Origin of the sequence: Nitratireductor sp. GCM10026969 (assembly GCF_042660605.1) — a bacterium.
GTDB lineage: Bacteria > Pseudomonadota > Alphaproteobacteria > Rhizobiales > Rhizobiaceae > Chelativorans.
Genome location: NZ_JBHSUM010000005.1, coordinates 38,199 through 59,959, shown reverse-complemented (window position 1 = coordinate 59,959; position 21,761 = coordinate 38,199). Strand labels below are relative to the sequence as shown.

General features: G+C 63.1%; 17 protein-coding genes and 2 pseudogenes. 12 read left to right on the top strand and 7 right to left on the bottom strand.

Translation table 11 applies throughout. The annotated features are described in order from the left end of the window. Window positions 1-78: 78 nt before the first annotated feature. Together ACFP9U_RS02615 and ACFP9U_RS02610 are read right to left on the bottom strand one after the other, a co-directional pair. Window positions 79-270 (bottom strand): annotated as a pseudogene (locus ACFP9U_RS02615) (BA14K family protein); the annotation flags it as partial. A gap of 156 nt (window positions 271-426) precedes the next feature. After that, entirely contained in the window at window positions 427-804 is a 378-nt protein-coding gene (locus ACFP9U_RS02610) for a hypothetical protein (RefSeq protein WP_378618811.1), read from the bottom strand. Between the two features lie 1,341 nt (window positions 805-2,145). On the opposite strand from ACFP9U_RS02610, the gene ACFP9U_RS02605 reads away from it, so the two are divergent. The 9 genes from ACFP9U_RS02605 (at window position 2,146) to ACFP9U_RS02565 (ending at window position 11,462) form a co-directional block, all read left to right on the top strand. Next, window positions 2,146-2,592 (top strand): DUF4260 domain-containing protein, encoded by a 447-nt coding sequence (locus tag ACFP9U_RS02605; protein ID WP_378618809.1) that lies wholly within the window; start codon window positions 2,146-2,148, stop codon window positions 2,590-2,592. 311 nt (window positions 2,593-2,903) lie between these two features. Beyond that, window positions 2,904-3,671 carry an alpha/beta fold hydrolase gene (locus ACFP9U_RS02600; RefSeq protein ID WP_378618808.1) on the top strand — a complete coding sequence of 256 codons (768 nt, stop codon included), beginning with the start codon at window positions 2,904-2,906 and terminating at the stop codon, window positions 3,669-3,671. Between the two features lie 90 nt (window positions 3,672-3,761). Then, the gene (locus tag ACFP9U_RS02595; RefSeq protein WP_114439844.1) at window positions 3,762-4,013 is read left to right on the top strand and encodes a DUF1427 family protein; all 252 of its coding nucleotides are present in this window, start codon (window positions 3,762-3,764) and stop codon (window positions 4,011-4,013) included. Between the two features lie 43 nt (window positions 4,014-4,056). Beyond that, window positions 4,057-4,746, top strand: a complete 690-nt coding sequence (locus ACFP9U_RS02590) for a hydrolase (protein ID WP_378618806.1) — start codon at window positions 4,057-4,059, stop codon at window positions 4,744-4,746. Window positions 4,747-4,796: 50 nt separating this feature from the next. Further along, window positions 4,797-6,764, top strand: coding sequence for an amidohydrolase (locus tag ACFP9U_RS02585; RefSeq protein ID WP_378618851.1), 1,968 nt, complete (start codon window positions 4,797-4,799; stop codon window positions 6,762-6,764). Next, window positions 6,673-8,466 (top strand): MFS transporter, encoded by a 1,794-nt coding sequence (locus ACFP9U_RS02580; protein WP_378618804.1) that lies wholly within the window; start codon window positions 6,673-6,675, stop codon window positions 8,464-8,466. Before ACFP9U_RS02585 ends, ACFP9U_RS02580 begins: the two co-directional genes overlap by 92 nt. A gap of 243 nt (window positions 8,467-8,709) precedes the next feature. Next, on the top strand, window positions 8,710-9,540 hold the full coding sequence (locus tag ACFP9U_RS02575; protein ID WP_378618803.1) for an alpha/beta fold hydrolase: 831 nt from the start codon (window positions 8,710-8,712) through the stop codon (window positions 9,538-9,540). A 183-nt stretch (window positions 9,541-9,723) separates the two neighbouring features. Further along, complete coding sequence (locus ACFP9U_RS02570) at window positions 9,724-10,761, top strand: homoserine dehydrogenase (RefSeq protein ID WP_378618801.1); 1,038 nt, start codon at window positions 9,724-9,726, stop codon at window positions 10,759-10,761. After that, window positions 10,758-11,462 carry a glutamine amidotransferase gene (locus ACFP9U_RS02565; protein ID WP_378618799.1) on the top strand — a complete coding sequence of 235 codons (705 nt, stop codon included), beginning with the start codon at window positions 10,758-10,760 and terminating at the stop codon, window positions 11,460-11,462. Before ACFP9U_RS02570 ends, ACFP9U_RS02565 begins: the two co-directional genes overlap by 4 nt. A gap of 32 nt (window positions 11,463-11,494) precedes the next feature. On the opposite strand, the gene ACFP9U_RS02560 is transcribed toward ACFP9U_RS02565, so the two are convergent. Beyond that, on the bottom strand, window positions 11,495-12,292 hold the full coding sequence (locus ACFP9U_RS02560; RefSeq protein ID WP_378618798.1) for an AraC family transcriptional regulator: 798 nt from the start codon (window positions 12,290-12,292) through the stop codon (window positions 11,495-11,497). A gap of 110 nt (window positions 12,293-12,402) precedes the next feature. Beyond that, window positions 12,403-13,353, bottom strand: coding sequence for an AraC family transcriptional regulator (locus ACFP9U_RS02555; RefSeq protein WP_378618796.1), 951 nt, complete (start codon window positions 13,351-13,353; stop codon window positions 12,403-12,405). Between the two features lie 241 nt (window positions 13,354-13,594). On the opposite strand from ACFP9U_RS02555, the gene ACFP9U_RS02550 reads away from it, so the two are divergent. From ACFP9U_RS02550 to ACFP9U_RS02540, 3 genes and pseudogenes are all read left to right on the top strand, one after another. Continuing rightward, window positions 13,595-14,206, top strand: a complete 612-nt coding sequence (locus ACFP9U_RS02550) for a TetR/AcrR family transcriptional regulator (protein WP_378618795.1) — start codon at window positions 13,595-13,597, stop codon at window positions 14,204-14,206. Window positions 14,207-14,409: 203 nt separating this feature from the next. Next, window positions 14,410-15,849, top strand: a pseudogene (locus ACFP9U_RS02545) (catalase); the annotation flags it as partial. 103 nt (window positions 15,850-15,952) lie between these two features. Continuing rightward, window positions 15,953-17,482 carry a VOC family protein gene (locus tag ACFP9U_RS02540; protein WP_378618793.1) on the top strand — a complete coding sequence of 510 codons (1,530 nt, stop codon included), beginning with the start codon at window positions 15,953-15,955 and terminating at the stop codon, window positions 17,480-17,482. A gap of 110 nt (window positions 17,483-17,592) precedes the next feature. Here the strand turns inward: ACFP9U_RS02540 and ACFP9U_RS02535 are convergent, their stop codons facing one another. From ACFP9U_RS02535 to ACFP9U_RS02525, 3 genes are all read right to left on the bottom strand, one after another. Beyond that, window positions 17,593-18,975: an aldehyde dehydrogenase family protein gene (locus ACFP9U_RS02535; RefSeq protein WP_378618791.1), complete on the bottom strand. Its 1,383-nt coding sequence runs from the start codon at window positions 18,973-18,975 to the stop codon at window positions 17,593-17,595. Between the two features lie 43 nt (window positions 18,976-19,018). Then, a complete protein-coding gene (locus tag ACFP9U_RS02530) occupies window positions 19,019-20,674 on the bottom strand; it encodes an acetolactate synthase large subunit (RefSeq protein ID WP_378618790.1) in 1,656 nt (551 codons plus the stop codon). Between the two features lie 363 nt (window positions 20,675-21,037). Then, the gene (locus ACFP9U_RS02525; RefSeq protein WP_378618788.1) at window positions 21,038-21,721 is read right to left on the bottom strand and encodes an NAD(P)H-binding protein; all 684 of its coding nucleotides are present in this window, start codon (window positions 21,719-21,721) and stop codon (window positions 21,038-21,040) included. Between the last annotated feature and the right edge of the window lie 40 nt (window positions 21,722-21,761).

The following is a 21,761-nucleotide window of genomic DNA, read 5'->3' as shown; positions in this document are numbered from 1 at the left end:
ATGGCGCCCGACCGCCTGCGTGGGGGAGGGGCACGCTGACCCGCAGGAGGCGCAACAACAGCGCTACAGCACCGGGCTTCAGCCATCGCTCTCTTGGCCGGGGTTGTTTGGATAGTGCTCTGTTGCGACGAGCGTTACGCCGCACGAAATACACCGCTTACGCGGCCCATGATGGGGCTGGAAAGCATTGTCGGAAGCTCGATAAGAGCGGTAGCGGCTATAGCACCACTCTATGTGCGCATCATCTGCCGACCGAGAGCCAGGAGCGGGGCGATCTTCGATATAGACAAGCGTCGACCAAAAACCAGCCGGCATGCATCGCGTGTGCCCGTCGCCTCACCAGGGAGACGGGGTTTCTATTGGCTGCGAACAGGTTGCTATCGCGCACGAGAGGGCATGTCGCCCTCTCGTGTTGACTGTCCAGTCTCAGTTGGACTGGGCCTGCTCGATCGCGTCTGTGACCAGCATATTCGGATTGTCGGCGCACGCTTCTGTAACGGCCGACGCGGTAACGTGTGCGCCCGCATCAGCAGCCGTGCTGCCCATCGCATCTTCTTCGGCCGCTTCCGCTTCCACGTCACCCGAAGTCGCGCCCAACTCGCTGTTTTCAGAGGAGTTCTCCACGCTGGCTGTACCTTCGGTGTCGATATCGGCCGCGCCTGTGCCCTGGATGGAAGCCAGGACCTGCGTTTGTGCTGTGGTATCCATCACTGTGAAATCGGCACAGGTCGTCGTTTCGTCCTGGGCGAAAGCCGGCATGGCCAAGGCACTGCAGAATATCGTCGTTGCGAGAAGCTTCTTCATCGTCTCATCCTCCTTGGGGCAGGGGTACCGGCACCAAACGGTGCCCGCCGACCGAACAAGACAAGGCGGAATTTGTTGCAAGCAGCATTATCACCGTTTTTGGCAGACCGTTATCGGTCGGTGACATGTGGCTGGCAATCCTAACGATTGGCTACGTTCCCACCGGAACGGGCCGCCTTGAGCGGCCCTTCTGTGCACGCTATCGATGAAAAAGAAAAAGCCCGCTACCGGGAGGAGGTGGCAGCGGGCTCTAATTCGATTGCGGTGCGGGAGGAGGTGCACCGCTTTCGGCGTCGGCATCGCATCTGGGAGGAGGAGATGGCCGACAACTCAAAAGGTAAGACGTGCTGACCTAAATTGCTATGCAGGTTTTCGCATACCTGACCTGTGCATGCTGCATTGCACAATCGGATTGCCGGCGACCGGAGCCAAGGGGCGCCTCCGCGGCCCTTTTCGTGTCGCATCTATGGCAAAGAAATCAGCGGTATTGGCGGGGCGTGCGGGAACCCGATGGGCACGACATCTACTCTATAGCCCTCCCTATTGAACCTTAGAAGCGAATTGCTAGGCTCATGAAAAGGCGAAGAAATCTTGCCTTTCGTGCGGCAATCGGCGATTTGCCGCCGACTGCTTCCCGATGCAACCGTTGCATGTCTGCTGCGCGCCTCCTTCTCGGACGTCAAAGCCATGCTGGCAGACCTCCAAAAGCCGACGGTGCCAACGACCCATCCGAGGACCAGCCAATTATTTCGGCGTATACGTTCCAATCCCGTCTCATCCGCCGACTTGCCTCGGCCTATGAGCCTCCAACAAGCTGTGGTCGGTTGGCCGGCTCGAGGGCCGTCAGCCGCGATAGACTCGCCCATGTTTTGCACGCGGCTGACGGTGGCAGCAAGACGCGGTCCTCGAGCGCGTTGTGACCAACGGTGAAACGCTGGCGGCGCAGGCCCCAATGCAGTGAGCCGCCGTCGGATCGTTAATGGCGGGCATCGTCCTGGGCCGTTACGTTCGGTGGGACTTCGGGCGTGCTCCTCGGCCTTAAAGCGCTCGACCCAGTGCGCCATGATCTTCGGGGACGCACCATTGCTCAGCAACACGTGCCTCGATGACCGACAGCGCCATCTCGTCTCGACGCCGCGGCGTCAGACGGCATCTGAGCGAACAGCAAGCCGTGCACCGTTGCAGCAGTCTGCGCGCCGCGCGGTGGCGCTGAACCAGCTAGCGTGATGAAGAACAAACGTTTTCACGGACCGCCATCAAGGGGCCAGACCTATTCCGGTTCGCGCGGACGAAGCGGGCGCCGTCGGTTCTTCCCGTTTCTCCGAAACAACAGGAATCCGAATGAACAACAACGCTGAACTCGAACAATCCGATCGCGGCTATCCGACAGGCATGGTCCTGTGGCTTCTTCGTGCGGAAGCGCTGGCGGTGTTCGCAGCAAGTACCGCTCTTTTCTTCTTCCTCGGCGGCGAGTTCTGGGTATTCGCCGTCCTGTTCTTCGCGCCGGACCTCAGCTTCGTCGGCTACGTGGTGGGCAAAAAGGCGGGCGCGGCTCTTTACAACGCGGTCCACAGCTATGCCCTGCCGGCCGTGCTGGCCATCGCCGCTGTTCTGACCGGCCTCACGATCCTCTGGCATGTCGCCCTGATCCTCGTGGCTCATGCCGCCTTCGACAGGAGCCTGGGATACGGGCTGAAATACGCTGCCGGCTTTCGCCACACCCACCTCGGGCCGATCGGCAACCTGCTCAGGGCGGCGGATGCATTCGCTCAACAGGGAGACGTATGATGGTGTCGTCTTCCATCCAATCCGGTTCCACGAACATCCAAACGCGTGGCTTGCCGGGTAGAACGGCGATTCCCCTCCTCTTGGTATCTGATGTCTCCGGTTCGGATGAAGAACCAGCAAGATCGGCACCCCGACGGCAGTCCCGGTGCCGCACGGCACTCAAACGATCGCTAAGATCCAGCCTCTCAACGCTGCTTCTCCCGTCCGCGCCCGGGCAGGCGGTGGCTCAAAATTGGACTCGGGATGGCAGCAATTTGGCGCGCCTTTATCCCCTGCAACCCCTCGAACCAAAACAGAGATAGGAGTTCATCATGGCCAAGCTTGCTGCAACTGCCGCTATTGCAACGGCACTTCTATCGGGCACCGCCATTGCCGAACCGGCCAAGCCAACGATCGTCCTCGTCCACGGCGCGTTCGCCGACTCCTCCAGCTGGAATGGCGTCGTCGCCAGCCTCAAAAAAGGCGGCTACACGACAGTTGCGGTTGCGAACCCGTTGCGGAGTGTTTCCAACGATGCACGCGTGGTCTCGGATGTCGTTGCAAGCATCGCTGGGCCGGTGGTCCTCGTCGGCCATTCCTATGGTGGCCAGGTCATCTCGAACGCCGCGCAAGGGCGCGAAAACATCAAGTCTCTGGTCTATGTGGCGGCCTTCGCACCGGATGTCGGGGAAGCTGCGGCAGAACTGGCCAGCAAGTTCCCCGGCGGGACGCTCGGCGAAGCACTCGCGCCGCCCGTCAAGCTCTCGGACGGTGGGGTCGATCTGTACATAGATCAGGCGAAGTTCCACGATCAGTTCGCACACGACGTTCCGGCCGAAATAACAGTTCTGATGGCAGCCGGCCAACGGCCGATCACCGAAGCCGCGCTGACGGAAAAGTCCGGCGAACCGGCCTGGAAGTCGCTGCCGTCGTACTTCGTTTATGGTGACGGCGACAGGAACATCCCGGCCGAGGCGCTCGGGTTCATGGCCGACCGCGCCGACTCCAAGAACACGGTGGTTGTCGAGGGTGCGTCGCATGTCGTGATGGTCTCGAACCCGCAGATTGTCGCAGACCTGATCGAGGAAGCAGCAAAGTAATCCCGCACGATTGGCCTAAATCAGACCACGGTGTTGGACAGGACTGCTGGCAAGCTCGAACTTCGTCAAACATCACTATGGAGTCCATATATGGCTCAGCTTCAACCATATCTCGTCTCGCTATTCGTTGGTCTGGCTATTGGCGTGATCTACGGCCTTGTCTCGGTCCGTTCGCCAGCCCCTCCGATCGTCGCCCTGCTCGGACTTCTGGGCATGCTCGCAGGCGAGGCCGGCGTCCAGTGGCTGAAGGGCCATACGAACCTCGTCCAGGCGGTCCTGCACGAAAAATCCTTCGCTCATCACGGCACCGACGAGGCAGCGAAGAAAGGCGACGTCGCCTGAGGCGCGTCGATCATTGTTCACATCATCCGGAAAGCGAGAGCCGATGTCCAACAAACTGGAAGTCCTAACCCCTCAGAACAGCCAGCTTATCTTCATCGATCAGCAGCCGCAGATGGCCTTCGGTGTCCAGTCCATCGATCGGCAGACCCTGAAGAACAATGTCGTAGGCCTCGCCAAGGCGGCGAAGGCCTTCGGGATTCCGACGACGATCACGACGGTTGAGACCAAAAGCTTTTCGGGGCCGACATTTCCCGAGCTACTTTCGGTTTTTCCCGAGGCTCCCATCCTGGAGCGTACATCGATGAACTCCTGGGATGATCTGAAGGTTCGTGAGTCTTTGGCGGCCAATGCCGCCGATGGGCGCAAGAAGATCGTTGTGTCAGGTCTCTGGACCGAGGTCTGCAACCTGACCTTCGCGCTCTCCTGTCTCGCTGACACCGACTATGAAATCTACATGGTGGCCGACGCCTCGGGGGGAACCTCCGTCGACGCGCACAACCACGCCATGGACCGCATGGTTCAGGTCGGGATCGTCCCGGTGACCTGGCAGCAGGTCCTCCTCGAATGGCAACGCGACTGGGCGCGGCGCGACACCTACGACGCCGTTATGGCCATCGTGCAGGAGCATTCCGGGGCCTACGGCATGGGCGTCGATTACGCCTACACCATGGTCCACAAGGCTCCCGAGCGCGCGGCGCACGGCCCGGTCGTCGCGCCCAGGCCGGCGGCCTGAATGATGTGATCGGGCTGAACCGGCCGCCCCGCCGGGAGCAGCCGCCGGGTCTGCGCGCACGGGCGCAGACCTGTTCCCACGCTAGCCGTCGCATCGCCGTCACGCTTTTCGGCGATGCGACTGCGGCTCGTTGCTCGCGGGTTCGATGTGCTGCGAAGGAGAAAACCATGACCGCCAACGATCTGATCGTCGTCAACGCCAAGGTGACGACCTTTGATCGGCAGAACCCCTCGGCCGATGCGATAGCCATCCGAGACGGCAGGTTCATTGCCGTGGGCCCAGAAGCCGACGTGCGCGCTTCCGCGCCAAACGCCGAGGTGATCGACGCGAAGGGGCGCCGGCTCATCCCGGGGCTGATCGACAGCCACACCCATGTGATCCGCGGCGGGCTGAACTACAATATGGAGCTTCGCTGGGACGGCGTCCCCTCGCTTTCTGATGCAATGACGATGCTCAAGCGGCAGGTCGATCGCACCCCCGCGCCGCAATGGGTGCGCGTTGTCGGTGGCTTCACCGAACACCAGTTCGCCGAAAAACGGCTCCCGACCCTCGAAGAAATCAATGCGCTCGCGCCCGATACGCCCGTCTTCATTTTGCACCTGTACGATCGCGCACTGCTCAACGCGGCCGCCTTGCGTGTGGTCGGCTACACGAAGGACACCCCCAATCCTCCCGGCGGCGAGATCGTCAGGGATGGCGCCGGCAATCCCACCGGCCTGCTGCTGGCGCAGCCCAATGCAACGATCCTCTATTCGACGCTGGCCAAGGGGCCGAAGCTGGATCCCGACTACCAGATCAATTCGTCGCGACATTTCATGCGCGAGCTGAACAGTCTCGGAGTGACCAGCGTGATCGACGCCGGCGGCGGCTTCCAGAACTATCCCGACGACTATGAGGTCATCGAAAAACTTCACGCTGACGGCCAGATGACGGTCCGCGTCAGCTACAACCTCTTCACCCAGAAGCCCAAGGAGGAGCTCGCCGACTTCTCCTCCTGGGTAAAACAGGTCTCACCGGGACAAGGCGACGACATCTATCGCCACAACGGCGCTGGCGAGATGCTCGTCTATTCCGCGGCCGATTTCGAGGATTTCCGCGTAGAGCGCCCAGACATGCCGCCAAACATGGAAGCCGACTTGGAGCCGGTCGTTCGTCTCCTGGCAGAAAACCGCTGGCCGTGGCGGCTGCACGCCACTTACGATGAAACGATCGGCCGCGCGCTTGACGTGTTCGAGAAGGTCAACCGCGACGTTCCGCTCTCCGGCATCAACTGGTTCTTCGACCACGCCGAAACGATCACAGACCGCAACATCGACCGGATCGCCGCGCTTGGCGGTGGCATTGCCGTGCAGCACCGCATGGCGTTCCAGGGCGAGTATTTTGTCGAACGCTATGGGGCGAAGGCCGCCGAGCGCACGCCACCGATCCGCCGGATCATGGAAGCGGGCGTTCCGGTGGGAGCCGGCACTGACGCCACCCGCGTCGCCAGCTACAATCCATGGGTTTCGCTGTCGTGGCTCGTGACGTCGAGGACCGTCGGCGACCTCGCACTCTATCCGCAGCACAATCGCCTCGACCGCGAGACCGCGTTGCGGTTGTGGACCGAAGCGAACACCTGGTTTTCCAATGAGGAAGGCAGGAAAGGCCAGATCAAGGCCGGGCAGCTCGCCGACCTTGCCGTGCTGTCTGGCGATTACTTTTCCGTGCCGGAAAGCGACATCGTCCACCTGCGATCGGTCCTCACCATTCTCGGCGGCAAGGTCGTGCATGGAGACGGCGAATACGAGCGGCTCGCACCGGATCTTCCCGCTGCGATGCCGGACTGGTCGCCGGTCGCCACCTTCGGTGGCCACCACAAGACGAAAGAAGCACGCACCAAGCTGATGATGAATTGCGGTTGTAGCAATTTCTGCGCGGTGCATGGCCATGACCATGCTGCCGCTCTTGGCACGCAGCTCCCAGTCTCCGACGCCCGCACTTTCTGGGGTGCCCTCGGATGCGGTTGCTGGGCCGTCTGACCTCGGCAGCCACTTCGACGCGCGCCAATGCGATCTGCGCCGTCTGCCACGCGCCGAACAGGAACAATCCGATGAGATTTCCCACCAAGGGTGGATGAAGGGAATGGTCATGAGCGAACGGCGGCAGGAGATTGCAGCGGAAACATCCGGACCGCTGAGTTTCCCGGTTTTCCGGGCACTGTGGATAGCGACCATCGTCTCCAATGTCGGCACATGGATGCACGATGTCGGCGCTGGCTGGCTGATGACCTCGCTGTCGCCAAGCCCGTTGCTGGTTGCGTTGGTTCAGGCGGCGACGACGCTGCCGATGTTCCTGCTTGCCCTGCCGGCCGGAGCGCTGGCCGACATCATCGACCGGCGCAAGATGCTGCTGACGGCTCAGCTGCTCGGCCTGTTCGCAGCGGCTATGCTGGCCTTCCTGACATTCTACAACCTCGTCACGCCCGAAGTGCTGCTGGCCGGAACCTTCATGCTCGGCATCGCCGCAGCGTTCAGTGCCCCGGTGTTCCAGGCAATCGTGCCTGAACTGGTGGACAAGCGGGCCTTGCCGGACGCCGTTGCGCTGAACAGCCTCGGGGTCAACATCTCGCGCGCCATCGGACCCGCGCTCGGCGGCGTCGTCGTCGCGCTTGCCGGCACCCCGGCCGTGTTCGCGTTGAACGCGCTTTCAGTGGTAGGCGTTCTGGCGGTACTGTTCACCTGGAAACGTCCTGAAGCCGTTCACAATCTCCCACCCGAACACTTTTTCGGGGCACTGAAGGCCGGCTACCGCTACACACGGCATTCTCCGGCGATGCGTCTCGTGCTGGTAAGGGCGGTGGGCTTTTTCGTGTTCGCGAGCGCTCTCTGGGCAATGCTACCGCTCATCGCGCGACACGGACTTGGCCTGGATGCAGCTGGCTACGGAGTTCTTCTCGGCTGCATGGGCGCGGGGGCGGTGCTGGGCGCGATCCTCCTGAAGCGGTTGCGCAAAGCGGTTTCCGCCAACACGATATCCGCCGCGGCCACACTGCTGTATGCGCTGTCGATGCTGGGGCTCGCTCTGGTCTCCAATCCGTGGATCGCCGGTGTCGTCATATTTGCGGCCGGCCTCGCCTGGATCGGCATGCTGACCTCGCTGAACGTGGCGGCGCAAATGGCATCTCCCGGATGGGTGAAGGCGCGCGCGCTTGCCGTCTATCTGCTCGTCTTTCAAGGCGCGATGACAGGCGGCAGCGTCCTGTGGGGCTCGGTCGCCACCAGCAGCAGCGTGGCAACAGCGCTTTTGGTCGCGGCAGTGGGACAGGGGATAGGCCTGCTCATCGCCTTCCGCTGGCGCCTGCCGCAGGATTCGGCCAGCGATCTGGCGCCCTCGAACCATTGGGCGGAACCGGTGGTCTCCGTCCAGCCGTCCGAAGACCGCGGTCCCGTCCTCGTCGAGATCGAGTATCGCGTTGAACCCGACCGCCAGGCCGAATTCGTGGAGGCCCTACGCGGGTTCCACTCCGTAAGGCAGCGTGACGGCGCGATACGGTGGGATGTATGGGAGGATGTCGCGGAACCCGGGCGGGTCATAGAAAGCTTTGTCGTCGAAAGCTGGATCGAGCATCAACGGCAGCATGCTCGGGTAACGCGTACCGATCAGCTGGATCAGGCAACGCTCAACGCGTTCCATGTTGATGATCGACCGCCCGTCGTGCGCCATCTCCTGAGACCTCTATGACCGAGTGATGGCACGGTACGCGCCTTGCCACGATGCTCCGGGGCAGGAATCTGTCTGCGGCGGCAATCGGCCCGCAAGATCGGCACTTGCGTAGCAGCATCCGCACCGCAGCACGTTCGCCAATCCGCTAGAACCATCACGCGAAAAGCAGGAGGCGAGCGTTGCGACCAGGTGAGAGCGCCGCTGCGAAAGACCCCTGCCATTTCTGATATCCGCTCAACCTGGTTTGGAAGGAGACTTGCAATGGCAACCATCACCACATCCGACGGGACTACCCTCTTCTACAAGGATTGGGGGCCGAAAGACGCGCAGCCTATCGTATTTCACCATGGCTGGCCGCTGAGCGCCGACGACTGGGACAACCAGATGCTGTTCTTCCTGTCCGAAGGCTACCGTGTGATCGCGCATGATCGCCGCGGCCATGGCCGATCCGACCAGACCGACACCGGCAACGACATGGATACCTATGCCGCGGACGTGGCTGAGATCGCCAAGGCGCTCGATCTGCGCGATGCGGTCCACATAGGCCATTCGACAGGCGGCGGCGAAGTCGCCCGCTATGCGGCCCGCGCCGAGCGTGGCCGGGTGGCGAAGGCCATTCTGATCGCCGCGATCCCGCCGGTGATGGCTCAGTCCGACGCCAACCTGGACGGCGTTCCGATGGAGGTCTTCGACGGGTTGCGCTCCGCCCTGGAGGCAAACCGCGCGCAGTTCTACCGTGATCTGCCGAGCGGACCCTTCTATGGCTTCAACCGGGAGGGCGCGAAGGTCAGCCAGGGCCTGATCGACAATTGGTGGCGCCAGGGCATGAGCGGCGGTGCCAAGGCGCATCATGACTGCATCGAAGTGTTTTCGGAGACCGACTTCACGGAGGATCTGAAGGCACTCACCGTTCCCGTGCTGATCATCCATGGCGAGGACGATCAGATCGTGCCGATCGAGAACTCTGCTCACAAGGCGATCAAGCTCGTCAGGGACGGCACGCTGAAGACCTATCGCGGCCTTTCTCACGGCCTGTTCGCCACGCATCCCGACGTGGTGAATCCGGATATGCTGGCCTTCATCCGCGCCTGACATGCCTTCGCAATAGATGAACGGCGGTCGCGCCCACCGCGACCGCCGAAAGCGCGTCTCCGTGCATCTCCTTCGCACCGTCGCTGCGCGGGGTACACTGCCGGAAAGACGCGGCTTCAGCGGGAGTTTGTTCGGCGCCGTCGGAAGCGTTGGCAATCGGTGCTCGGAGCGCAAAGATAAGGCATGGGAACCATGAATGTCGTCAGGATCGCGATCGCCGGTTTCGGGGGAGTGGGCCGCGCGACGGCCAATCTTCTCCTCGCCCGCCGCGCTCGCTACCGGCAGGTCCATGGAGCCGACGTTCGCCTTGTCGCCGTATGCGGTTCGCGATCCGGACTGGCCGACGCGGACGGTCTCGAAGTCGGGCGCCTGGATGCGCTCGAGCCGGGCCTGTCGGGCCCGGCATTCATCGAGGCGAGCGGCGCCGACATTCTCATCGAGGCGGGCCCCAGCGATTTTCGAACCGGGGGTCCCGGCCTCGCCTATATCCGATCCTCCCTCTCGGCGGGGCGCGACGCGATCGTCATATCCAAGGGTGCGCTGGTCCACAGCGGACCGGAGTTGCTGGCCCTGGCGCGATCCTCGGGCGTGATGCTGAAACTCAGCGGCGCCGCCGCCGCCGCGCTGCCGACCATAGACCTTCTCGAGCACAGCCTGAAAGGCTGCGAAGTGCTCGAAATCGAGGGCATTCTGAACGCCACCACCAACTACCTGCTCGACGCGATGATGAATCAGGACCTCGGCTTGGACGAGGCGCTGAGGCGTGCCCAGGCGGGCGGTTTCGCAGAAGCCGACCCGCGCAACGATACCGAGGGCTGGGACACCGCCAGCAAGCTCATCCTCATCGCCAATTTCGGCCTGGATGCCGACCTGACGATGGACGATCTGGTCGTCGAGGGCATTCAGTCGGTTGCGGCGCACGATATCGAGACGTGGCGAAAGCAGCGTCTCGTTCCCAAGCTCGTCGGGAGCCTCATCCGGACGCACGGCGCGACGCGGGCGGCCGTCGGCGTCCGGACCTACCCGGCGACCGATCCGCTCGCGCATGTGTCGGGAAAGAACAAGGCGATCCGCATCACCACGGACGCGATGGGCGAGACGATCGCGATCGGATCCGGAACCGAGCCTCTCGCCACCGCGGCAGCCGCGCTGAAGGATCTCGAACATATCCTGACGGCAAGAGCGGCGCGGGCCACTCAAGGTTCAGGAGGAGAAGCATGACAGGCAGGACCGCGCAGGTCATCCGGCACATAGGCTTCGAGGACCTGGGCAGCTTCGCGGACCCCTTGAGAGAGGCCGGCTACGACATCGAATACATCGATGTGGCCGAGCGCGATCTTGCGACGCTCGACCCCCTCGGGGCCGATCTCCTCGTGGTCCTGGGCGGTCCGATCGGCGTCTACGATCACGACGCCTATCCGGTCGTCACCGACGAGACAAGGCTGCTGCGGGTACGGCTCCCGGCCGACCGGCCGACGCTTGGCATATGCCTCGGCGCGCAACTGATGGCGGCAGCCCTCGGTGCGCGTGTCTATCCGGGTCCGGCCAAGGAGATCGGCTGGTCGGCACTCGATCTGTCGGATACGGCCGCGCCCAATCCTCTCGCCGTGCTGCAAGACGTGCCCGTGCTCCACTGGCATGGCGACACGTTCGACCTGCCGGAAGGCGGCACTCTGCTCGCATCCACTGCGCTCTGCACAAACCAGGCCTTCTCGCGTGGACCGAATGTGCTCGGCCTCCAGTTCCACCCGGAGGTCCTTGGCGCGCGGTTCGAGCACTGGCTTCTGGGCCATGCAAATGAACTGGCAACGGCAGGCATCGACCCCGTCACGCTGCGCCGCGATGCCAGGCGGCATGCCAGCCGGCTTGAACAAGCCGGCGCCGCGCTCCTCACCGATTGGCTGACGCGCCTGACGCGGTAAGCCTTCGCCTGCAGGGCGCCGCCCGTGACCAATCACTGCAACGCGATGACATGTAGCGGATCGCGCACTGCCCGGCGATAATCGGTCGGGCTCATGCGTTGATGCTTGACGAACACCCGGGCCAGCACCTGGTTCGACGAATATCCCACCTCCTGGGCGATCTCGGTGACTGGAAGGTCCGTCGTCTCAAGGAGATCGCAGGCTTTCGCTATCCTCAGTCGGGTCAGATAGACCCGAGGCGGCACGCCGACGCTCTGCTTGAACATGCGTGCGAAGTGAAAAGGAGACAGCCGCGCCTCGGCTGCCAGTTCGTCGAGGCTGATGTCTTCCGAAAGCCGTTCCCGCATGAGCTCCAGACAGCGCCGCTGTGCCCAGGGGGCCAACCCTCCGCGCGCCGAAGCGAGCGGTGAGCCGGCCAAGCGACAAAGCTCAGCCAGGATCTCGCAACCGGCGGCTTGCGCCAAAAGTCGCGACGGCGCGCCCTCCTCGTGGCAAAGGCGCCAAAGTTGGCGCTGCGCGGACCGGATGTTGGACGAGGTGAACGTCCCGCGATGCAACGCGCCGAAATCGAAAGAGGAAGCCCGATCCGGGGTGTCCTCGAAAAACCGCCTCCAGTAGGCGGTCGGAAACGTCATGGAGCGAATCTGGTGGTTTCTGTCCACCCTGACCGCGTTGGCGAAGTTCGGCGCTGCCAGCAAGAAATCGCCTTGGCGGGTGGTCGTACTGAAGCGTCCCGAGCCAAGGTCTGCGTCCAGGCCAAAGCCGCCGATCAGATCGTAGTGCAGGACGAGGTCCGGCACGGCGGGATCCGACATTTCGACCGCGGGCATGGCGGTCTCCATCAGATTGAGAAAGCCGCCGGGGAACTTGATCGTGCGTACATAGGGGGCAAAGGGGCCCTCACGGAACCACTGGACGAAGGAGGAATATCGCGGCGGCTTCATTGCCTTGCCGCCGCCGCCGCAGGCGCGTTTCCCGGCGCGTTCAGAGAGATTTGGCGCGCCGGATCGCGAACGGCCCGACGATAGTCGGATGGGCTCATGCGTTGATGCTTGATGAAAACCCGGGCGAGGACCTGGTTCGACGAATATCCCACCTCCTGCGCGATCTCCGTGACCGGAAGGTCAGTCTGCGCAAGGAGTTCGCAGGCTCTCTCCATCCTCAGTCGGGTCAGATAGACCCGAGGCGGCACGCCGACGCTCTGCTTGAACATGCGTGCGAAGTGAAAAGGAGACAGTCGCGCCTCGGCTGCCAGTTCGTCGAGGCTTATGTCTTCCGAAAGCCGCGCCCGCATCAGCTCCACGCTGCGCCTCTCTGCCCAAGGGGCGAGGCCGCCCTTGACTTGCGCGAATGGCGCCCCGCCCAACCGGCAGAGTTCAGCCAGAATCTCGCAGCCTGCGGCCTGCGCCAGCAGGCGCGACGGCGCACCCTCCTCATCGCACAAGACCCATAGGTTCCGGACCGCGGATCGGATAGTTGGCGAGGCGAACGTCCCCATACAGAGTTTCTGATAGTCTATAGAGAACCGTCCATCGGCGGCTTCATCCAGAACGGGCTGCCACCGCGCCAACGGAAACGACAAGCTGCGAAGCTCATGAGCGGCGTCAACAATGACCGTATTTGCGAACCTCGGAGCGGAGAGAAAAAAGCCGCCCTTATCGCTCCTCGAATCGAAACGCCCCCCTCCCATATCGCCGCTGACACGGCTGCCACCATGCAGGTCTTGATACAAGACGAGATCCGGGACGGCGGGGTCGGACATGTCCCCGGCCGGCTGAGCGGCTTCAAGCAGATGAATGATACCACCTGCGGACTTCATCGTGCGAACATAGCTCGCTAGGTGACCATCGCTGTACCATTGGGCAAAAGAGGAATAGGCAGGCACGCTCATGCTGTGTCTCCTATGACTATCGCCGATCGGGCTGAGCTGGCGGCCCGCCTCGCGCCTCGCAGATCGATCGGCGATTGGTCAAAGCAAGCATTCTTCCTTCAGGTCGCACGCGAAAGGCACTGCTGCGATCCTCGCTCCGGCCACCCGTAACGATCCAGAAATACCCGTTGAAAGTCGTTTCAACCCCTTCTCACCCCATGGTCGAAACGTTACCGTCTCGACCATAATGGGGAATTTTTGGATGGAACGCAAGAGTATCGACCGCAAAAAAAGACGGAAACCAAGTGGTGCGGCGGTCATGCGACCTGAACTGACGACAGCGCTGTACAGGGCCCTTTTCGAGGAATGGGCGCAGACCGGCTACACGGGGATGAGCCTGGAGCGGGTGGCGGATCGGGCAGGCGCGGGCAAGGCCGCCATCTACCGGCGATGGCCGTCGAAACTTGAGTTCGCGTGCGACGCGATACAGAGCGTCGCGTTCATGCGGTTGGGTTTCGCCGACCAGGGGTCTCTACAGGCAGATATCCTTGCATACCTTAGAGCCACGCGCACGGTTCTGCGACATCCTCTTGTGCGCCGGATAATCCCTGATCTGATTGCACAACGTTCACGTTCGAATGAACTGTCGGCGGTGCTGCATGGCATAGCAGTGGCACGGAGACAGTTCGGGAATCAACTGCTGGACCGCGCCATCGCCCGGAATGAACTCCACGAGCACCTCGACAGGGAACTCGCGATGGATCTGCTCTTTTCCGCGCTCTATGGGCGCATGATCATCCGGAGGAAAAGCTTCACGAATTCTGACCTCGACAGGCTGGCCATTGCTATGGATGCAGCAATCAAGGCCTGCTGACCAGCCCGCTGGCTGCTGCGTTAGGCCTCCACAAATCAAAGCGCAAGATCGGCATCTTCACAGCATGGATCGCGACGCGGCTGCTGCAGCTTCTCTCTAGGGTTCTTTCCTGTACACCGTTCGGCGCCTCGCTGCCGAGCGGCGGGGTCACGGACCAGCCCCTGATCGTCCGGAAAAATCTGAACCATGAGGAAGAGACGACCATGCCCCCACACGACGATCAGAACCTGCGCCTGACAACGACCGCCGGCACCCCCGTTTCCGACAACCAGAACAGCCTCACCGCGGGCGATCGCGGCCCGGTCCTCATGCAGGACTGGCAGCTGATCGAGAAGCTGGCTCATCAGAATCGCGAGAGGATTCCCGAGCGCGTCGTCCACGCCAAAGGTTGGGGCGCGCTTGGCACGTTAAGGATAACCGGCGACATTTCTCACCTGACCTGCGCCAAGGTGCTGCAGCCAGGCACCGCGACACCCATGATCGCGCGCTTCTCCACGGTTGCCGGGGAGATGGGTGCGGCCGACCATGAGCGGGACGTTCGTGGCTTCGCGCTCAAATTCTATACGGAAGAGGGCAACTGGGATCTGGTCGGCAACAACACCCCGGTGTTCTTCATTCGTGATCCGCTCAAGTTCCCCGATTTCATCCATACCCAGAAGCGCCACCCGCGCACCAATCTGCGATCAGCGACGGCGATGTGGGACTTCTGGTCCCTGTCGCCGGAGAGCCTGCATCAGGTGACGATCCTCTTCTCCGACCGCGGCCTGCCGGTCAGCCCGATGCACATGAATGGCTACGGCAGCCACACCTACAGCCTGTGGAACGACGATGGCGATCGGGTCTGGGTCAAGTTCCACTTCAAGACGTCTCAGGGGCATCGCCACTACACGAACGCCGAGGCGGAGGAGGTCGTGGGTAGAACTCGCGAAGGCTATCAGGAAGCGCTGTTCGGCGCGATCGAGGAAGGAAATTACCCTCGATGGATCGTGCAGGTTCAGGTCATGACGGAAGCGCAGGCGGGCGAGTTGCCCTTCAACCCGTTCGACGTCACGAAGGTCTGGCCCCATGCCGATTTTCCGCCGATCGAGATCGGCGTGCTTGAACTCAACCGCAATCCCGATAATTACTTTGCCGAAATCGAGCAGTTGGCCTTCAGCCCGTCGAACGTCGTGCGCGGCATCGGCCATTCACCGGACAGGATGCTGCAGGGAAGGATCTTCGCCTATGCGGACGCCCATCGCTACAGGCTGGGCACGCACTACGAGGCGCTGCCGGTCAACCGGCCCCGGTGCCCGGTGCATCATTATCACAAGGACGGGGCGATGCGCTTCTTCGGCAACATGCCCAATTCCGATGCCTACTACGAGCCCAACAGCTTCGGCGGTCCAATGGAGGATCGCTCGTTCGCCGAACCACCGCTCCAGATCGAAGGTCCGGCTGCCCGGTTCGATCACCGGGAGGGAAACGATGACTACAGCCAGCCCCGCGCGTTGTTCCTGCTGTTCGACGACGGGCAGAAGGCCAGGCTGTTCGCCAACATCGCCGCCGCGATGAAGGGCGTTCCCGAATTCATCATCGAACGCCAGATCGAGCTTTTTCGGCAGGTCCATCCCGATTTCGGCGCTGGGGTATGCGCCGCGCTAGACGCGCTGGACCCACAGTTTTGATCGCGCCGGGCCGATGCGAAAACCCGTCTGAAGGTCCAATAAGCATAAGGGGAAACCAGGCGCGGAAGGCATCACGGGAATGACCAGCGGCATACACCACGTCACCGGCATCACCTCCAATGTGCAGGCCAACGTCGACTTCTATGTCGGCTTTCTCGGGCTAAGGCTTGTGAAGCGCACCGGAGGCTACGCGGACGCCGAGCAGTTGCATCTTGTCTATGGAGACGGCCTCGGCAGTCCCGGCTCGTTGCTGACGTTCCTTGTCTGGGAGGCGGCGGGCCGCGGCCGTACGGGTATCGGCCAGGTATCGGAAGTGGCGTTGGCGGTGCCGCCAGTTTCGCTGGGTGACTGGATTACCAAGGCGCTCGCCGCCAACATTCCGCTCGAGGGTCCATCTCGCGAGTTCGGGGAGCCGGTCCTCCGGCTGAAGGATCCGGACGGGCTGATCGTGAAGCTGGTCGGTGTGGCGATGGCAACGCCGGCCCCACTTCCGAACGCGCCCACCAGGCTGCGGGGCGTCACGCTCCTGACAGACAAGGCGGTAGAGACCGCAAGCTTTCTGGTGCGTTTCGGGTACACGGAAGACCGGCGGTCAGGCGTGGCACAGCGCATGGGTTCCGAAACCGATATCATCGATATCAGGGAGGTGTCCGGTTTCGTGCCTTCCGTGTCCGGCGGCGGGGTGCCCGACCATGTCGCCTTTCGGGCGCGCGACATCGATGAGCTCCGCTCCATGCGGCTTTCGCTGAAGGGCCACGGGCCAACCGAGGTTCATGATCGAAAGTACTTCGTGTCGCTCTACGTTCGCGATCCCGCCGGCATACTGATGGAATACGCGACCGATGGGCCGGGCATGACCATTGACGAAGCGCCTGCCGAGCTTGGCCAGACACTGCTTCTGCCGCCACATGATGCCGATCGCGCAGAGGATCTGAGGGCAATGCTTCCGCAATTCGCCCTTCCCGGCGAAGAGAGATTTCCGGCCCGCGACCTTCCTTTCATACATCGTTTCAACCGGCCGCAAAATCCGGACGGCACGACCTTGGTGTTGCTGCATGGCACCGGCGGCAACGAAGCTGATCTGATGCCGATCGCACGACGCATAGCCCCGCATTCGACGCTGCTCGGCGTGCGTGGCCGAGCGACCGAGGAAGGAACCAATCGCTGGTTCCGCCGTGTCGATGCAACGACGTTCGATCAGCAGGATATCCGTGGCGAAGCCGAAGCCTTCGCGGCGTTTGTCGAAGGCGCCGTAACCGGCTATGGCCTCGACCCCGACAAACTTGTCTTCCTCGGCTATTCCAACGGTGCCAACATGCTGGCGGCGGTCATCCAACTTCATCCTGGCGTCGTGCGCCGCGCGGTTCTGCTGCGCGGCATCCAGACCCTGGAGAAACCACCTGCCCTTGATCTCTCGGACACGAGCGTACTGGCGCTAACCGGACGTGACGATGCCTTTGCTCGCAATGCGCCGGCGCTGGCGGACGCCCTTCTGGCTCATGGAGCGCGCGTCGACAGTCTGGAACTCTCAGCCAATCATGAACTGGCCGCTGCAGACGTCACTGAATCAACTGAATGGATTCAGCGAAAACTCTCTATGAATAGATAGTCCCTTTGCACGAGCAGTCCTATTGGGGCCGAATTGGACTAACCTGCTTCCAAGGGTGTCCGCGACCGCGGGCAGGCTTCGCGATCACCTCGACCGACGGCCGCTGACGATCAGCTCCTGCGCATCAGGATCATCTTCTCCTGCGTCATGTCGCGCATCGTGTAGGGGATGCCGCCGGTGCCGTAGCCGGATTCCCTGCGGCCGGCGAAGGGCATCCAGTCGGTTCGGAAGGCGGTGGGATCGTTGATCATCACGGCCGAGGCATCGAGGCGGTCGGCGGCGCGCAGCGCGACATCTATGTCCTGCGCGAAGATGCTGGCCTGGAAGGCCGTCGGCAGCGCGTTGGCCTGGGCGATCGCCCCGTCCAGATCGCGGTAGCGGTAGACCGCGACCACGGGGCCGAACACCTCCAGCGTCGATATTTTCGCATCGGCAGCGGGGTCGAGCAGAACCGCCGGCTCAAGGGTCGTCTCGGAGAGGCGCTTGCCGCCGGTGGCCAGCGTGGCCCCGCCCTCGACCGCTTCCTCAATCCACTCCCCAACCCTGTCGGCCTCGCGCGGCAGGATCAGCGGTCCGACTTCGGTGTCCTTCAGAGTGGGATCGGCGGTGCGCAGTCTTTCCACGCGGGCGACGAGCCTCTGCGTGAAATCCTCGGCGATGTCGGCATGGACGAAGATGCGCTGCGTCGACACGCAGACCTGCCCGGCATGATAGTAGCCGCCCTTGACGATCGGCTCGATCACCTTGCCGACATCGGCGCTGCGGTCGACGATGGCCGGCGCGGCGCCGCCATGCTCCAGCGCCGAGCGCGTACCGTGCGGAAGCTTGGCGTGGAGCGACCAGCCGACCCGGGCCGAGCCGATGAAGCTGAGGAAGGCAACGCGGCCGTCGGTCGCCAGCTTTTCGGCCAGAGCATTGTCGTCCGTGACGAAGGTCTGGCACCACGGCTCGGGTAAGCCCGCCTCGCGGGCCAGCGCCACGAAATCGAGACAGGACAGCGGTGTCGTGATCGCCGGCTTGACGATGACCGGGCAGCCGACCGCGATGGCCGGCGCGACCTGATGAACGATCAGGTTCAGCGGGTGATTGAAGGCCGAGATCGCCGCGACGATGCCGATGGGCTCCTTGGTGGTAAAGGCCCAGCGGTTCTCGGCGGCCGCAGAAAGGCCCATCGGGATTTCACGGCCGGCGAAATTGCGCAGTTCGTCGGCGGCGTTGTGGACCCCATCGATGGCGCGATTGGTCTCGATGATGGCGTCGGGCAGCGGCTTGCCGCCCTCGCGCGCGATCTGCATGGCCAGATGATCGCGCTTGCCTTCCATCAGTGCAGCCAGCCTGCGCAGGATGGCAATGCGCTGGTGAGGCTTGAGCCAGCCGTCGCGGTCCCTGAAGGTGCGATCGGCGGACTTCAGCTTGCGCTCCAGCGCGGCGGCATCGTCCGTCTCGATCTCCGCGATCGGCGCGCGGTCAAACGCCTGAACGACCTTCAGCATTGTCGGTCTCCTTGCGTTTTCGGGCGCTTGCCGCGACAGGTGCTCACGTGCAGTCCACGTCGGGCGTGCGGTTGCGCAACTCATCGACCAGCACACGGGTATTCTCGGAATAGTCGATCGGCACATCGACCAGATGGACACCGCCGCCGGCGAAAGCGGCCTCGAGCGTCGGCACGAAATCCTCGACTGCGGTGACGCGCGATCCCTTCGCGCCGTAGCTTTCCGCGTAGCGCACGAAGTCGGGATTGCCGAAGCTCATGCCGAAATCCGGGAAGCCGTCCACCGCCTGCTTCCAGCGGATCATGCCATACGCGCTGTCGTTCAGGATGACCACGACGAGGTTCAGCCCGAGCCGCACGGCGGTCTCCATCTCCTGCGAGTTCATCATGAAGCCACCATCGCCGCAGACCGCCATGACGCGGCGGTCCGGATGGAGCATTGCCGCCATCATCGCAGAGGGCAGGCCGGCGCCCATCGTCGCGAGCGCATTGTCGAGCAGCAGCGTGTTGGCGACATGGGTGCGGTAGTTACGGGCGAACCAGATCTTGTACATGCCGTTGTCGAGGCAGACGATGCCGTCTTCCGGCATGACCTTGCGGACGTCGTGAACGATGCGCTGGGGTGTAACAGGGAACCGGTCTTCCTCCGCACGATCATTGATGCGGGCGAGGATCCTCTGGCGCAGATCGAGCATTCCGTCGCCGGGCGTCAGTTTTCCTTGGAGCCGCTCTGCAAGCGCTTCGACGGCGGCACCGATGTCGCCGATCACCTCGATATCCGGGTGGTAGACCTGCTCGACAGTGGCCGACTGGTAACCGATGTGGACGACCCTGGGCCCGCCGGCGCTCTTCATCAGGAAGGGCGGCTTCTCGACCGTGTCGTGGCCGATGGCGATGATCAGGTCGGCGCGCTCGACGGCCTCGTGGACATAGTCGCCCTCCGAGAGCGCTGCGGTTCCCATATAGAGGTTCGAGCCGCCGGTGACCGCGCCCTTGCCCATCTGGGTATTGAAGAACGGCAGCCTCGTGCGCCTCACGAAGCTCGAAAGCGCCTCGACCAGCGCAGGCCGGTTGCCTGCCGCACCGACCATCACGAGCGGCCGCCTGGCGGCGAGGATCATCTCCGCCGCCCTGTCGAGCGCGGTGGCATGGGGAACGGGGCGCTCCAGCGAGTGGCGCGGAATGACGGAGGCATTCTCGACCTCCTCGGCCGCGATGTCCTCCGGCAGTTCCAGATGCACCGGCCCGGGTCGCTCCTCCATCGCGACGCGAAACGCGTCGCGCACCGTCGCGGGGATGGCGCCGGCGCTGACGATCTGACGCGTCATCTTGGTCAGCGGTTTCATCGAGGCGACGATATCGACGATCTGGAAGCGGGCCTGTTTGGCGCTCATCACCGGCTTTTGGCCGGTAATGAGGATCATCGGCATGGCGCCGAGGTGAGCGTAGGCCGCGCCGGTCGAGAAGTTCAGTGCGCCCGGTCCGAGCGTGGCGAGGCAGACGCCGGGCTTGCCCGTCAGCCGCCCATGCGTCGCGGCCATGAAGGCCGCGGCCTGCTCATGACGCGTCAGGACCAGTTCGATGCTGGAGGTCCGCAGCGACTCCAGCAGGTCGAGGTTCTCCTCGCCCGGCACACCGAAGACGTGGTCCACGCCCTCGTTCTCCAGCGCGGCGACAAAAAGGTCCGATCCTTTGAGCATGGTCTAAAGCCTTGTGTTGACGGTTTCGACGGAACGCGCGGCGATCATGAACGTTCAGACGAACCTTCCGATCACGTATATTGCGCTGGAGGCTGGGGACTCTTGGAATCAGGTCCCCGCACGGGTTTTCTCAGGCACATGCGGTTGAGCCCATCCGACCATAGACGAGCGGTCCGCGATCCCGTCTGCTCTATAGCGCTGCAGTGACCTTCACCAACACCTCTACAGGTTCAAGCCTCGGCCGCGGAGCTCTCACCTGCGCCATATCAAGGCCCCGCCATAACGGCGATCATCGCCGTTCCTGCCAGCATCGCGATCACCGATCGACGGGAGTGCCCTGTGTGATGAGCGCGCATTGACGTGTCACGCTTGCTCGGAGCCGGACGGCGCAGTGGCTTCTCGGACAGCCGCTACCGCCTCGGCGATGGGTACGTCGCCGCCGGTCACCTCCAGGATCAGGCGGCTCAGGTCGGGCGATTTGAGCAGCGCGACGACCGTGGTTGCGACGTCGTCGCGCGTGATCTCCTCGTGGACCCTGGCGAGACCAAGATCGACCCGACCCGTCCCCGGATCGTTGAGAAGCGCAGAGGGGCGCACAATCAGCCAGTCGAGATCTGTCTGAACGAGCGCGATTTCCGCCCGCTTCTTCTGAACCATGTAGTGCTCGAACGAAGCGTCCATGCGCCGCTCGCGCCAAGCTTCGGGGAAGACGGAGACGAGTATGAACCGTCGCACGCCGGCGAGCGCTGCCGCCTCTGCGAGCTTGCCCGGTCCATCGCCATCGATGCGGGTCGTCGCATCGTCGCCGTCCTTGCCGCCGGCGCCGGCGCTGAAGACGACCGCGTCGGCGCCGCGCACCGCGTCGGCGAGCTCATCGACCGACATCGCGACGAGGTCGCCGAACTTGGCCTTGATGCCGAGGGACGCCAGCGCCTCGACCTGACGCTGCTGACGTACAAGACCGGTGGGTTCGTCGCCCGCCGCGGCGAGTTGCTCCCGGACACGACGGCCGACGCCGCTGCCGATACCAACGATGAATACCTTCATGCTTTTTCTCCATCGTGGGGAAGCGCAAGATCGCGACCCC

Coding starts and splice junctions, on each gene's coding strand:
- ACFP9U_RS02610 (WP_378618811.1), bottom strand. CDS start 804: ATGAAGAAGCTTCTCGCAACGACGATATTCTGCAGTGCCTTGGCCATG.
- ACFP9U_RS02605 (WP_378618809.1), top strand. CDS start 2,146: ATGAACAACAACGCTGAACTCGAACAATCCGATCGCGGCTATCCGACA.
- ACFP9U_RS02600 (WP_378618808.1), top strand. CDS start 2,904: ATGGCCAAGCTTGCTGCAACTGCCGCTATTGCAACGGCACTTCTATCG.
- ACFP9U_RS02595 (WP_114439844.1), top strand. CDS start 3,762: ATGGCTCAGCTTCAACCATATCTCGTCTCGCTATTCGTTGGTCTGGCT.
- ACFP9U_RS02590 (WP_378618806.1), top strand. CDS start 4,057: ATGTCCAACAAACTGGAAGTCCTAACCCCTCAGAACAGCCAGCTTATC.
- ACFP9U_RS02580 (WP_378618804.1), top strand. CDS start 6,673: ATGACCATGCTGCCGCTCTTGGCACGCAGCTCCCAGTCTCCGACGCCC.
- ACFP9U_RS02575 (WP_378618803.1), top strand. CDS start 8,710: ATGGCAACCATCACCACATCCGACGGGACTACCCTCTTCTACAAGGAT.
- ACFP9U_RS02570 (WP_378618801.1), top strand. CDS start 9,724: ATGGGAACCATGAATGTCGTCAGGATCGCGATCGCCGGTTTCGGGGGA.
- ACFP9U_RS02565 (WP_378618799.1), top strand. CDS start 10,758: ATGACAGGCAGGACCGCGCAGGTCATCCGGCACATAGGCTTCGAGGAC.
- ACFP9U_RS02560 (WP_378618798.1), bottom strand. CDS start 12,292: ATGCCCGCGGTCGAAATGTCGGATCCCGCCGTGCCGGACCTCGTCCTG.
- ACFP9U_RS02555 (WP_378618796.1), bottom strand. CDS start 13,353: ATGAGCGTGCCTGCCTATTCCTCTTTTGCCCAATGGTACAGCGATGGT.
- ACFP9U_RS02550 (WP_378618795.1), top strand. CDS start 13,595: ATGGAACGCAAGAGTATCGACCGCAAAAAAAGACGGAAACCAAGTGGT.
- ACFP9U_RS02540 (WP_378618793.1), top strand. CDS start 15,953: ATGACCAGCGGCATACACCACGTCACCGGCATCACCTCCAATGTGCAG.
- ACFP9U_RS02535 (WP_378618791.1), bottom strand. CDS start 18,975: ATGCTGAAGGTCGTTCAGGCGTTTGACCGCGCGCCGATCGCGGAGATC.
- ACFP9U_RS02530 (WP_378618790.1), bottom strand. CDS start 20,674: ATGCTCAAAGGATCGGACCTTTTTGTCGCCGCGCTGGAGAACGAGGGC.
- ACFP9U_RS02525 (WP_378618788.1), bottom strand. CDS start 21,721: ATGAAGGTATTCATCGTTGGTATCGGCAGCGGCGTCGGCCGTCGTGTC.